Genomic DNA, 14,755 nt, shown 5'->3' with positions numbered 1-14,755 from the left:
TTCCATCGCCCGATCTCAAGTCCTGACACGAGCTCGCCTTAGACTTATCGGGGTCAGGGGGTTCGCAAGTAAGCACATTCATCTGGCAGGTCGTTTGATGAACAAGCTGAATATGCATGCGAACTGCCGATTATTTCTTGACAGTCGAACCTTCCCGATGTGACGCTGATCGTATTGGGGAAGGCATTCATTGCAGTGCCATAGCATCACTTGAAGGGCGGTTCGAATGTCACAGGGAAGTGCGGCGCTTGCGGTCGTAGACACCGTCGTTGCGCCTGGTAATCCGCCGGATCTCGCTCTGGCCGGGCTGGTCTTGTTGGCCCAGTTTCACGGTATCGCCGCCGATGCCGCTCAGCTCAGCCACCAACACGGTGCCGGTAGCGAAGCGTTCGACGACACTCGACTTTTGCTTGCCGCCAAACAGCTCGGGCTGAAAGCGCGCATCAATGCGCAGCCTGCCGGGCGTATCGGCATGGCGAGCCTGCCGGCCCTGGCATTGGTCGAGAACGGGGAGTCGTTCATCGTCGCCAAAGTCAGCGGCGACACGGTACTGATCCACGATCTCGTGCAGAAGCGGCCGCGCAGCCTGTCGATGGCCGAGTTCGAGTCGCGCTATGCAGGGCGATTGCTGCAGGTCGCATCGCGGGCTTCCGTCTTGGGTGAACTCGCCAAGTTCGACTTCAGCTGGTTCGTGCCGGCGGTGGTGAAGTACCGCAAGCTGTTGCTGGAGGTGTTCGCGGTATCGTTCTTCATCCAGATGTTCGCCCTGATCACGCCGCTGTTCTATCAGGTGGTGATGGATAAGGTGCTGGTGCATCACGGCCTTACCACGCTGCACGTGATCGCGGTCGGGTTGGTATCCATCGCGATATTCGACGTGGTCTTGTCGGGTTTGCGTACCTATGTGTTCGCGCACACGACCAGCAAGATCGATGTCGAGTTAGGTGCGCGGCTGTTCCGGCACATCCTGGCCTTGCCGTTGGCGTACTTCGAGTCGCGCCGCGTCGGCGACACCATGGCGAGAGTGCGCGAACTCGAGAACATCCGTACCTTCCTTACCGGGCAGGCGCTGACCTCGGTACTCGATCTGTTCTTTACCGTGGTGTTTCTCGCGGTGATGTTCTACTACAGCGGCTGGCTCACCCTGATCGTGGTGATTTCGCTACCGGTGTACGCCCTGTGGTCCGCGTCGATCACGCCGGTATTGCGCAAGCGCCTCAACGAAAAGTTCGCCCGCAGCGCCGACAATCAATCGTTCCTGGTCGAGACGGTAACCGGCATCGGCACCATCAAGGCCACCGCGGTCGATCCGCGCGTTACCCGCACCTGGGACAACCAGCTCGCGGGCTATGTCGGTGCCGCGTTCCGCGTCACCCGACTGGCGACGATCGGCCAGCAAGGCGTGCAGTTGGTGCAGAAGCTGGTCAGCATCGCGATCCTGTTCTGGGGAGCCCAGTTGGTGATCGCAGGGGATCTGTCGATCGGCCAGCTGATCGCGTTCAACATGCTCGCCGGGCAAGTCGCTGCCCCGATCATCCGGCTGGCCCAACTATGGCAGGACTTCCAGCAGGTCGGCATTTCCGTCGAGCGCCTGGGCGACATTCTCAATACCCGCACCGAGCTGCCGGGTAGCCGCATGGTCCTGCCGCCCATCCGCGGCCAGGTGACTTTCGAGAGCGTGACCTTCCGCTATCGGCCCGACGCGGCCGAAGTGCTCAGCGGCATCGATCTCAACATTGCCGCGGGCGAAGTGATCGGCATCGTCGGCCGTTCCGGTTCCGGCAAGAGCACCCTGACCAAGCTGGTTCAGCGTTTGTACGTGCCCGAACGAGGGCGAGTGCTCATTGATGGCCACGATCTGGCTCTGGCCGATCCGGCCTGGTTGCGGCGTCAGCTCGGCGTGGTGCTGCAGGAGAATTTCCTGTTCAACCGCAGCGTGCGCGAGAACATCGCCCTGTCGGATCCGGGCATTCCTCTGGAGCGGGTGATTCACGCCGCGAAACTGGCCGGCGCGCACGACTTCATCGTCGAACTGCCCGAAGGCTACGACACCAAGGTCGGCGAGCAAGGGGCGGGGCTATCCGGCGGCCAGCGCCAGCGCATCGCGATCGCGCGAGCGTTGATCACCGACCCGCGCATCCTGATTTTCGACGAAGCCACCAGTGCGCTCGACTACGAGTCCGAGCATGCGGTGATGGCCAACATGCGCGCGATCTGCAAAGGGCGCACGGTACTGATCATCGCCCATCGCCTCTCCACCGTGCGTCACGCCAACCGCATCGTGGTGGTCGAGAAGGGACGCATCGTGGAAAGCGGGTCGCATGCCGAGTTGCTCGCGCGACCGGACGGCCATTACGCATATCTGCATCGCCTGCAGCAGGGATAAGTCGATGAAGCATGTCTTTCAAGCCGTCGGCGATTTCGTCGCGCGCTACGGCCGTGTCTTCAAGGCGGCCTGGTCGGTGCGCCAGACGCTTGATCCGCCCAAACGCAGCCAGGACGAGTTGGTTTTCCTGCCCGCGCATCTGGAGCTGATCGAAACGCCATTGGCGCCGCTGCCGCGCTGGGCGATGCGCATCATCGTCGCGTTCTTCTGCGTGGCGCTGTTGTGGGCCTGTATCGGCAAACTGGACATCGTCGCGGTGGCGCAAGGCAAGACCGTGGTCGGTTCGCGCACCAAAGTGCTGCAACCGGCGGAAACCGCGGTGGTGCGGCGCATCCTGGTGCGCGACGGCGAGCGGGTGAAACAGGGACAGCTGTTGATCGAGCTAGACGCCACCGCGACCACCGCCGATTACGAGAAGGCCGGAGAAACCCTGGTCAACGCGCGCCTTGCGGAATTGCGCCTGAGTGCGTTGGCGGCGGCGATCGATGGGCACGGCGCGCCGATCCTGGCATCGGACCCGGCCTTGCCGGCGGTGCGTTTCCAGTCCGAGCAGCAGCTCGCGCACAGCGAATTCCAGGCCTTCAGCGCCAAGCGCGACAACCTGGAAGCGGCGATCGGCCAGCGCAAGGCCGAGCTGCAGACCGTGCAGTCCCTGATCGGCCCCTTGCAGCAGAGCGCCGTGATCGCCAAAGGGCGCGCTGACGATTACGCCAAGCTGGTCGAGGGCAAGTATGTCGGCCGGCACGAATACCTGCTGCGCGAGCAGGAACGCATCGCCGCCGAACGCGACCTCGCCGCGCAACGCAGTCGGCTGCACGAGACTCGATCGGCTCTGAGCGGTGCGCAGGAGCAACTGAAGGTGCTGGTCGCCGATACCCGTCAGCAAACCCTGGACGGGCTGCGCAAGGCTCGCGAACAAGTCCAGCAGTTCACGCCCGAAGTGGCCAAGACCGGTCAGCGCGACAAGCTCATGCAGTTGCGGGCGCCGGTAGCGGGCACGGTCCAGCAGCTCGCCGTGCATACCGTCGGTGGCGTGGTCACCCCGGCGCAGCCGCTACTGGCGGTAGTGCCGGCCGAAGAGGCGCTCGAGGTCGAGGCGACGGTGTTGAACAAGGACATCGGCTTCGTGCGCGCCGGCCAGCCGGTGACGGTGAAAGTCGAAAGCTTTCCCTATACCCGCTACGGCTACCTGACCGGCACCGTCGAAAGCGTCTCGCACGACGCCGCACAGGACGAAAAGCTGGGGCTGGTATTCCCCGCGCGGGTCAGGCTGGCCCAGACCGCGCTCGATATCGACGGCGTGCAGGTTCGCCTGACGCCAGGCATGGCCTTGAGCGTCGAGATCAGCACCGGCAAGCGCAGGGTGATCGACTACTTGCTGAGTCCGCTGCAGCAGCATACGGGTGAGGCTTTTAGAGAGCGTTGATCATTCGCCCCCATTAGCGGTGATTTATGACGTGCACGAAAAAAGTAATCAAAAAAACCGGGATTGCCCTGATCGTGCTGATCTGTATGTCGGGCTGTGACCGAGAAGACGAAGCAAAATGGAGTGAGGAGGTTCTGCTCAACGATGGCAGCGTTGCAGTGGTCCATCGTCGTGCCACACGGGCGTCCAGTTCGTTTCTAGAGTACGGCCGAGGATATTTAAGAAGGAACGAATTCATTTATCCGCCCGGCAATGTGAGATGGGGCTTCTTCAAGGGGAGCGCGGCTCAATCGATTCTATCGTTCGATGTGCTTGACGGGGTTCCGTTTATCGTGGTCTCTCCAAGTAAGAGATGTCTAAATAAGGCGTCGGAAGATTTCGATGTGCAGTTTCTGCGGTGGCAATCGAATGAATGGCTAGAGATTTCTCAACGAGACTTTTCGGTAGAGCTGCTTAGAAAGAATATGACGGAAAGTTATTGGGGTGGTGCGGCCGATCAGGATATCAAAGGGGTGGTTAATTGGCGCGATAAGCTTCCGAGCGCGGACCTTGATTTTGATAATAAGAAGCCGAAACTCCTTGTGGATTGGTTGACGGAAAGAAAGCATATCTGCGGTATTACGCGCCGCTAACGATTCTATCAGGTGTCCAGAATGGCTATCGACAAAACTGTATATGCGCTGCTTGCAGCCAATGTTTATGGAAACTCGCCGTTAGTTAAGTCGGCTCAAAATAATCTTGGCATACCCGACGATTGGTATGGGTTGCCGGCTCCAGAGGGCTGGGAGACCGACCCTGTCACTGGCTATGTGAGTTCCGAGACAGGGTTCATGGCGAAGGCCTATCAAGGGATGGGCCAGATAGTTATATCGTTCGCTGGCACGACCGATGAAGAATTTTGGCCAGACTGGCGCTACGGAAACGTGCCGGCAGCGACCGCGTCGCACCTTTCGCCGCAAGTGCTGCAGGCCGCGAAGTTCTATCTGGATATGCGAAAAAAAAATCCAGGAGCAACTATTACTTTTACGGGACATTCGTTGGGGGGCGGGCTCGCATCCCTAATGGCTGTGCTATTTGATATTCCGGCTACCGTATTCAACGAAGCGCCATTCGCTAAGTCGGCCGACTCGCTGTCGATCATTGATGCCTTGCGCGCTCAGCTTGTAAGCGATGGATACGAGTTACCCGATAAATTGGTCAATTATGTGGCGAGGGATCCATCTGGGTTCGTTGACAGTCCCACTCGATTAGAGCGTCAGTCTAATGTCCATCAAATATACACCAAAGGTGAGGCATTATCGCTCGTGACCAATGCCGGAGTTCCGGTGATTGGGCCGGTTTCGGATGCGCTAGGATTCATTGTTGTTCCATGGCTTCCATTGTTTGCAGGTGGAATCAGAAAGATATATGGAACGATCGAGGAAATTGATCCTCAGGCAAAAACATTTTTGGGCTGGGGAAGCCAGGTGCCGGCTGGACTTCTGAGTACGCAGGGCGACCCTGTCGCGCTTCATTCGATGGCATTGTTGACGGGGTTTTTGCGCTCCAACGAATTCCTCGAGGTTGTGCAGAATCATCCCGAGCTTTTGCCCAGAGTATTTTCGGGTCTCCTCAATAGCAGTCCAAATAGTGGCATGCCCAGCGTCATCGAACTCTTAGTTCAGCGGCAGTTTCATGGTGAGGGGTCGCTGACCGCATTAGTGCAGGATATGAATAAAGTCGATGTCGATGCGGGGCTGACATCTTATTCCGCTGTTATTGATGCGGGAACTCAAATAAGTATCGCGGCGACGTTGGCCGATGCGGTATTAATGAATCTGTATCAGCAAGGTATTGGCAGATCCCCGCATACCGCGGCGCCGGATCAGTTTGTGACAATTCTGGAAAATGTCGATGGCGGCGTATCTTTCGATGCAAGAAAGATCGACATGGAGAAAATAAAGCCGGGATTGGTCGATGCTGCGCGCGGGCTTCTAAATAATCTTGATATTTTACTTCGTCAACTAGTTCCTGATGGCTGGTTTGGCACAAATCCAGGTGCCGATGCTAGATGGGTTTTTCAATCGGGTGCCGTATCGTTAAATTATGAAAGAGATGATGAGCGCGCCGATGTTGTAATTGGATATGCCGGGAATGACGTGATCCGGGCATTCGGTGGTGATGATATTCTAGTTGGCGGTAATGGGGCGGATGGGCTCTTTGGCGGTAATGGCGCAGACAAATTGTTTGGTGGTTCCGGTAATGATTATCTGAGCGGGGGTGGCGAAGCAGATGTTCTTAACGGCGGCGACAATGATGATGAACTGTTTGGCGGAAAGGGCTTCGATGTCTTGATCGGCGGCGCCGGACGGGATACCTATTATTTTTACTCCGATGAGCTTCGGGACAACGACATCATTACCGACTCTGACGGTAATGGTAGAATCTTGATAGACGATGAAGAGATAACGGGAGCCGGCTTCGAGAAGATCGGAGCGAATGCTTGGCGAAATTCGGCTTCATCGAAGAAATATCGAATGAGTACGGCACAATCCCAAGACGGAACCCGGTTAGTTATTACTGTTGAAGCGACTGGGTCTACGATCGTTGTCGAAAATTGGTCCAATGGGCAAATGGGAATCGGACTTCCGGATATGCCCGTTGTTGGCTCCGATGCCATCGTCGTGAGCGGCAATGACGCCGCTAATTCGTTGGAAACATCCGAATTCACCAAGCGTCATCGCATCAACGGCTATGCCGGAAACGATGGGATTGCCGGCGGTCACTTGGAGGACGAGCTCGACGGCGGTGATGGCGATGATTTCATCGAGGCTGGAGCAGGTTCCGATGTTGTTCGTGGCGGTAACGGTAACGATATTATTATCGAGTCGGATCGTAGCTTCACATGGGCTAAGTCTATCCAGGTATGGCGTGAAAGTGCCTACGAGACAATTTCAATCGAAGATTTTATTGCTGAGCAAGTGGCCGCTAATGCCGATAGTTATGTTTCCAGCGGCCTTGCTTGGATGGTCCGGAGCGGCGCAGTCGATAGAAGTGATGCGCGTTTATTTTATCGTGCAGCGGTTATAGATTCTTTCGCCAGGACGTATGAATACAATCCCGATTTATACAAAGATGGTGGAGATCAGATCGATGCTGGCGAGGGTTCGGACATCGTGCTTTCAGGCGATGGCGCAGATGTTGTCAATGGCGGCAACGGTAACGACGTTCTTGCCGGAGGCAATGAGGGGGATGTGATCAGCGGCGATGCCGGCGACGATGTGATCTACGGGGATCGTATTTTAGGCGGCATGGATTTTTATGACGCTGCTGTTCGGGTGTCGGGAGGCGATCTGCTTTCCGGCGGCGCGGGCGATGATCGGATTTATGGTCAGGGCGGCGGAGATTATATATATGGCGGCGACGGAGCCGACGTCCTTTTCGGGGATCGTTATAATAATGATTCGAGCTCGCTCGATGTCGTTGCGGAAGATGGGGGTGGCGATATTATAGATGGCGGTGGCGGAAATGATCTTATCTTTGGTAACGCTGGAAGTGATCTGCTGACTGGAGGCGATGGTGATGATCATATCGAAGGCGATGATATTGCTACGGCAGCGAGTCTTCACGGTAGCGATGTGATAAATGGCGGGGCTGGGAATGATGTTATTTTTGGGGGAGGCGCGGCAGATAAGATCGACGGTGGCGCTGGAGACGATGAGCTCATCGGGGACGCGTCGGTTGAGACATTGTCGCTGAACTATCACGGAAACGATGTAATCGATGGCGGCGCCGGACAAGACAGAATCTTTGGCGGAGGAGGTAGTGATTTCCTCGACGGCGGTGAGAATGCTGATGTCATATTTGGCGAGCAAGGAAACGATCAACTCATCGGAGGCCTTGGTAATGACAGTTTGCAAGGCGGGGATGGGAATGATCGTCTCGACGGCGGCGAAGGTGGGGATTTTCTCGCTGGGCAGGCCGGTAATGATGAACTGTCTGGCGGGCTCGGTGACGACGAATTGCAAGGTGGCGAGGGGGCTGATTATTTAGCAGGCGCCACCGGCTCGGACTTGCTCTTTGGTGGATCAGGGAACGACATTCTTGATGGAGGAGACAATAACGATCAACTGTCTGGGGAAGGGGGTAACGATATTCTTATCGGCGATCTCGGCGACGATCAGCTATCGGGCGGAGTTGGAGACGATCATCTTCTGGGCGGGGAAGGGGCCGATCAGTTGAGCGCTGGGGACGGCAAAGACAGTGCTGATGCCGGCGCAGGTAATGATTTGATTTGGGGCGGGGCTGGATCTGATCGCCTTATGGGCGGTGACGGTGACGACGAAATATCCGGAGACGACACAGCGATCGTCGCATCGGAGCACGGACGCGACACGATTGACGGCGGCGCGGGTAACGACCGAATCGATGGCCAGGGCAACGACGACATCGTCTTAGGCGGGGATGGCGATGATGTGCTATTTGGCGATGATTTCGAACGTCAGTTCAGCGGCAACGATAGTGTTTACGGCGGCAACGGCTCGGATTACATCGACGGTGGTTCAGGAAACGACAGGCTGTCTGGCGATGCAGGGGCGGACACACTGAATGGCGGTGAAGGCGACGACGTGCTTACTGGTGGCATGGGCAACGATCTCCTGATCGGTGGCCGCGGAGCCGACGTTTTCCGGTTCGAGGCAGGATTCGGTAGCGACCGTATCGTCATCGGCGACGAGGAGAATCCGGCAGCAGACAGTATCCAGTTCGGCGCGAGCATCGCTGCCTCGGATCTGGACTATCGGGCGGTCGGCGGCGATCTCGTGATCACGGTGCTCACCACCGGCGATACGTTGACCATTTCGGGGTTCTTCGCGCCCGATGCGCAGGCTGGTCTGCAATTCTCAGACGGCTCGACGATGAGTCGCGAGCACCTCGCAGAAATTTTAAACGTTTCGGCCCCGATAACAGGTTCGGCGATCGACGATGTCCTCTACGGTTCCGAGGGCAACGACAGCCTATATGGCGGTGCAGGCAATGACACGTTGTACGGACAGGGAGGGGACGACTACCTCAACGGAGGTACGGGCAACGATATCCTGGTCGGCGGTCAGGGCGGCGATCGTCTCGAAGGAGGCGCCGGCAACGATATCTATCGCTTCGACGTAGGCTTCGGTATCGATACCGTGCTCGGCTTGGGCGATCCGGATTCCGGTAACGACATCATCCGCCTCAACTTCAACTATGCCGGCTCGAACATGACCTTCGGCGTGGTCGGAGAGGGCAGCAACGATCTGGTGCTGAACTTCCTACAGTTCGGCAGCATCAACAGTCTGGGCTTGCAGGGCTTCATGACCCCGGGGCGTAGCCACACGATCGAGTTCCTCGATGGTGTGCGCATTACTGCAGTCGATTCGAAGCTGGTCTATAGCTATCAGGGAGGAGACGCTGCGGACCTCTTCAATGGCGGGATGGGCCCCGAGAGTTTTTACGGCGGTGCGGGTAACGACCGACTATACGGCCAGTTCGGCAACGATTATCTCGATGGCGGAGCTGACGACGACGACATTCGGGGCGGTCCGAACAGCGATGTGCTGTACGGCGGGGCAGGCGAGGACAGCTTGAACGGCGGGCAGGGCGACGATGTTCTGGTCGGCGATGCTGGCGACGATGAGTTGATTGGTGACAGCGGCAACGATGTTTACCGCTTCGAACGCGGCTTCGGTCTGGACAGAATCGAGAATGTTTCTGTCAACAGAGACAATGGCGGTTATCTCGACGAGATCAAATTCGGCTCGAGTATCACTCCGGCAGAGGTGTCGCTGCGGCACCTGCGCAACGATGAGGGTGATCATCTCGTATTGACTGTCGCCGGTAGCGACGATGAATTGACCGTCAAGCATTTTTTCCGCGACGATGTCCAGACTGCTTTCGTTGTGGACAGAATCAGCTTCGCGGACGGTACGGTTTGGGATGTTGAGACGATTAAGGCGGCCGTCTTGCAATCTGGCGACGGCGACGATCGACTGTTTGGCTATAGCAGCGACGATGTATTGTCCGGCGGGCAAGGAAACGATGAGTTGCTCGGTCAGGTTGGTAATGACGTGATCGACGGCGGTGCCGGCGACGACATTGTCGCAGGCGGAGAGGGCCACGATACTTATCGTTTCGGCCGCGGTTCGGGCCAGGATTCGTTGCTCCGCATCGTGCGAGAGCCGAATAGTGAAACTGGATCGGAGCATTATCAGAATCTGTTTCGTAAGGCATCTGAAGGCGTCGACTTTGTTGAGTTCGGTGCCGATGTGGCCGATGGGGACATCATCGTCAGCCGGGAAGGCAACGATCTGGTGATGTCTATTCGCGGCACCGACGACGTGCTGCGTGTTCCGCACTACTTCGGCTGGATGGATGATGGTCAGGACGGTGGGGGCGATGGCGGCGGTGCCGCGTTCGCAGCCGCACTGTTCGACGGTGGCGAGAATGGCGAGTTGGCCGCACGTCATCAGGATCTTGCGGTCGAGTTCTTCCGCTTCGCTAACGGCGTGGTCTGGGATCGCGAACGGATTCACTCGTTTTTCAGTTCCAACGGTGAGCTGGCGACGGAAGGCGACGACGTGCTGTATGGCGATGACGGCGACGCCGACACATCCGTGCTGTCTGGGCGAGGCGGAAACGATTCGCTGCGCGGAACGGTGGGCGATGACGTCATTCACGGCGGCTCCGGTAACGACACGCTCGACGGCGGGCAGTTCCAGTCCTGGAGTGAAGATGGCTACGGCAACGATGTGCTTAAGGGCGGCACTGGCGACGACACCTATCGCTACGACCGGGGCAATGACGTCATCGACAACTCGGTCGAGAGCGGTTCGGAGGCCGGCTATGATGTTGTCGAAGTCGATGAGTACGCAGAAGACGTGTCGCTGCAGCGGGTCGGCGACGATCTGCTGCTACGCAATGAGTACGAAGGTTCGGTGCTTACGATCAGCGGCTACTTCTCGCGCCCGGCTGAGGCGATAGACGAGATCCGCTTCGCTGACGGCGCGGTGTGGTACTCGACCGACATCGCCGAGCAGGCCGTAGGCGCCGGTTTGAACCTGCAGGGAACGGCCGACGGCGAAACCCTACTGGGCCGCGGAGGCGATGATGTAGTTCGGGCAGGCGACGGCGACGATACCGTGCGTGGAAAGACGGGTAACGACAGTCTTTACGGTGAGGCTGGTCGCGATTCCCTGTACGGAGGCCTGGGCGATGACGTGCTCGATGGCGGCACCGGGGACGACCGGCTCTACGGCGGCGAGGGCCGCAATGTTTACCGTTTCGGCATCGGCTATGGCGAAGACTATGCCGAGGACGCCGGTAGTGGAGCCGTTATCGAGTTCGGCGAGGGGGTTTCGCTCTCGAACCTGATCCTGCAGGGAAAGAGCAACGACCAGCCAGGCGCTATCGTGCGTCTCCGCGGCATGGATGGGTTCCTGGATATCAGCGGCTCGACGCCTGTTCAGATTCGTTTCGCCGATGGCTCCGTTTACGGCGAGGACAAGATCCGCGAGCTGATGCGCATATCGGCGACCGACGACTCAGATACTTTGCTGGGTGGCTCGGGCGACGATAATTTGTCCGGCGGCGGCGGGCGGGATCATTTGGCGGGCTATGCGGGCAACGATGTCCTGAATGGCGGTGAGGGCAACGACGAACTGTTCGGCGGAAGCGGCACCGACACCTATGTGTTCGGTCGCGGTTACGGCATGGACGAGATCGTCGACCACGGCGGCGATTCGATCATTCAACTCGGCGCGGGCGTTTCTCCGGACGACGTGGCGCTGGTATCGAAGTACTACAGCGATGGTCATGCGCTGCGCATCCTCGGCACCGATGACTTCCTGAGGTTCGAGGGCTCGAGTATCGCCGAGATCCGTTTCGCCGACGGTACGGTGTGGGGACGCGAGCAAATCAGAACCAAGTTCTTGTCTGCGAGCACAGAGGGTGGCGATGTGCTCGGCTTCGAGAGCGACGACGTGATTGTCGGGCTGGGCGGCGACGACCGCATCGATGGCGGAGCGGGCAACGATACCCTCGAGGGCGGAGCCGGCCGGGATTTCCTGCTCGGTGGAGCGGGTAACGATGTATATCGCTTCGGTCGTGGCTCCGGTGAGGACAACGTCCAGAACGGATACAGCGGTAGCGAACCGGGCGAAATCGGCACTATCGAGTTGGGAGCGGACATTGCATCCGCCGACATAATCCTGTCGCGCGAAACGGGCGGTCTGACCCTGAGAATCGGTGGCACCGAAGATCTGCTGTATATCTGGGATTACGCGTTTGTCGAGGGGCAGGACAACGCAACCCCGTACGAGATCGTATTCGCCGATGGAACGCGTTGGTTGGCAGCGGATGTGCGGGCGAAATTGCTTGCTTCGACAGGCGGCGACGATGTCCTCAACGGCTTCGTTGGGGCCGACCAGATCGTGGGCGGCGAAGGAAACGACGTCATCGATGGCGGAAACGGCGACGACCACGTCGCGGGCGATGCGGGGTCGGACAGGCTGCTTGGCGGCTATGGCCAGGATCTTCTGGAAGGTGGGGCGGGCGACGATACTCTGGCGGGCGATCTGGATGCCGACATCCTCGACGGCGGTGCCGGCAACGATGAGATCGATGGCGGTTTCGGCCGGGACGTGATTCGTTTCGGCCGCGGTGATGGACACGATACGGTCGTCTATGGCGAGGGGCGTCTGGAGGATGTCGATTCCGTCGAGCTCAAGGCGGACATCGGTCCGGCCGACATCGTTCTGAGCCGCAGCGGTTTGGATCTGATCATCGCTACCGTCGGCGGCGCCGAGTCGCTGACCGTGAAGGGGCATTACATCGCCGACGGGGAAACGGCTCGGGCCATCAGCCAGATCCGCTTTGCCGACGGTACGGTCTGGGGCACCGCGCAGATCACCGCGCATCTGGCATCTGCGAGCGATGTCCCGCCCGAAGAAGCCGAAGAAGACGCATCGGGTTACGCGCAGGGCTCCGATACGGGGCCGTTCTGGCCCATACGCAAGGACCTTGATGGCGTCGATGTCATGTATACCGATGGGGGCCACCGGTCCGCGGTTTCGGGCGGTCAAGGCAACGACACGCTTTATGGCCGAGGTTTTGATGACGGATTGTTTGGCGGGGTCGGCGACGATCAACTGTGGGCCAGTATCCATGGAAGCTTCATGTCTGGCGGATCGGGCCACGATCGGTTGTTGGGCAATATCGGCGACGACTCGCTTTCAGGCGGCTCCGGTAACGACTTCCTGAACGGAGAAAGCGGGGGCGATAGTCTCAGCGGCGGAAAGGGAGTCGATGTCCTTAACGCCGGTTTCGGCGACGACTCGTTGGCTGGCGACGAGGGCAGCGACATGCTGTTCGGCGGTCAGGGCAACGACAGTCTGGCCGGCGGCGAGGGCATGGATCACCTCAGCGGCGACGAAGGCGACGATACCCTGCTCGGCGGCAGCGGCAGCGATACCTTCTTCTTTACCCGCGGCTACGGTCGGGATCGCATCCTTTCCGAAGCAAGCGACACCGGGGCGACTCGCAATGGCGATGCGACCACCGACGTGGTCAGCCTCGGTTCGGGTATCGTCGCAAGCGATCTGCAAGTTTCGCGCCAGGGACGGGATCTGTTGCTGAAGATCCGCGGCACTGCCGATCAGCTGACCGTCGAGGGGTATTTCGACGACAACGGCGACCGCGATCATCTTTCGATCGATGTCGTCCGTTTCCATGACGGCAGCGAGTGGGGCTACGACCAGATCAAGCAGCGACTGTTGACCGGAGACTCAGCCAACGACACCATCGGCGGTTTCAACGGAGACGACCTCATCGCGGGCCTGGCCGGTGACGATGTGCTGTCCGGTATGGACGGGAACGACCGCATCGAAGGCGGCGAGGGTCACGATCTGCTTTCGGGCGACGCCGGCAACGACACCCTGATCGGCGGAAGCGGGAACGATGCCTTGTTCGGCGGTGCGGGTAGCGACAGCTATCTGTTCGAGCGGGGTTTCGGCTTCGATCGGATCTCGGATTACGTCGATTCGGCGCTGCCGACCGATACCGACGAGATCGTTTTCGGTGCCGGCATCTCGACTTCCGATGTGCGCTTGTCTCGGGTGAACGACGATCTGCGAGTCGAGTTGAACGAGAGCGCGGATGCGATCGTCGTCGCTTCCTATTACCTGTCGCGTTCGTCCGCCAGTCTGCCGAATGCGGTCGAGCGTATCCGTTTCGCCGATGGTACCGTCTGGTCGCAATCCGATATCGAAGCCGTGGTCGGAAGCGGTTCTTCTGCAACGATGAGCGGATCGTTGCCGGCGCAGCAGATGCTTTCCGCGCCGACTGCCGATAGCGGGGCGGACTTGCGAGGTATCACCTGGCAGCAGTGGAGCATGAGGAAGATGGAGGTTGCCGCTCCGCAAGGAAATGCCGAGCTTCAGTCGCTGATCGGTGCGATGAGTGCCTATCCCGCCGCAACCGCGGTGGACCACGGTCTCGACAGGCTTCCGACCGCTGGAGAGCTCGTCGTTGCCGCGTTGCGGGAAGAACGGCTGCAGTGGCGTCAGCACGAGCCGGCCTTGCTCTGAGGCCGGACTTTGGATATGGAGCCGCCAATGGCGGCTCCGTTTTCCTGCATCGTTCACCGCACCGGCTCCGCCTTGTTGCGGAAGCCGCGCAGGGTCGATGGTAGGGCGCAGGTTCGACTCTTCTGCCCAAATCAAATAACGCCGGAGGCGAGCGAGCTGCCTGGCCACCGGCTCGGCAGATATCAGCAGAAATAAGTTTAAGCCCCCGGCCAATACGGGGGCTTTATTGTTGTACGCGCGGCTCGCTTTCACAGATGCTCGAGCACCGCGTTGGTAATAGCGGCCCCCGGCCGGCGCGGCGTTGGCGGGCGGACCGCAGGGACGGCGACGGAGCGGGGAGATTTCGCC

The 14,755-nt window shown here is 59.1% G+C and carries 4 protein-coding genes; all 4 read left to right on the top strand.

Going from position 1 to position 14,755, the window contains the following annotated elements:
* Positions 1-226: 226 nt before the first annotated feature.
* Genes ACTJJK_RS02265 through ACTJJK_RS02250 form a run of 4 tightly spaced genes read left to right on the top strand, consistent with a single transcriptional unit; the run spans position 227 to position 14,407 of the window.
* Positions 227-2,386 carry a type I secretion system permease/ATPase gene (locus ACTJJK_RS02265; RefSeq protein WP_440729357.1) on the top strand — a complete coding sequence of 720 codons (2,160 nt, stop codon included), beginning with the start codon at positions 227-229 and terminating at the stop codon, positions 2,384-2,386.
* Between the two features lie 4 nt (positions 2,387-2,390).
* Positions 2,391-3,812: an HlyD family type I secretion periplasmic adaptor subunit gene (locus tag ACTJJK_RS02260; protein WP_440729356.1), complete on the top strand. Its 1,422-nt coding sequence runs from the start codon at positions 2,391-2,393 to the stop codon at positions 3,810-3,812.
* A 26-nt stretch (positions 3,813-3,838) separates the two neighbouring features.
* Complete coding sequence (locus ACTJJK_RS02255; protein ID WP_440729355.1) at positions 3,839-4,444, top strand: hypothetical protein; 606 nt, start codon at positions 3,839-3,841, stop codon at positions 4,442-4,444.
* 21 nt (positions 4,445-4,465) lie between these two features.
* Positions 4,466-14,407 carry a calcium-binding protein gene (locus ACTJJK_RS02250; RefSeq protein WP_440729354.1) on the top strand — a complete coding sequence of 3,314 codons (9,942 nt, stop codon included), beginning with the start codon at positions 4,466-4,468 and terminating at the stop codon, positions 14,405-14,407.
* Positions 14,408-14,755 lie beyond the last annotated feature (348 nt).

This window comes from Lysobacter sp. 22409, from assembly GCF_052045105.1.
In the GTDB taxonomy this organism is placed as follows: domain Bacteria; phylum Pseudomonadota; class Gammaproteobacteria; order Xanthomonadales; family Xanthomonadaceae; genus Lysobacter; species Lysobacter antibioticus_B.
This window is presented reverse-complemented; position numbering and strand designations above follow the sequence as displayed.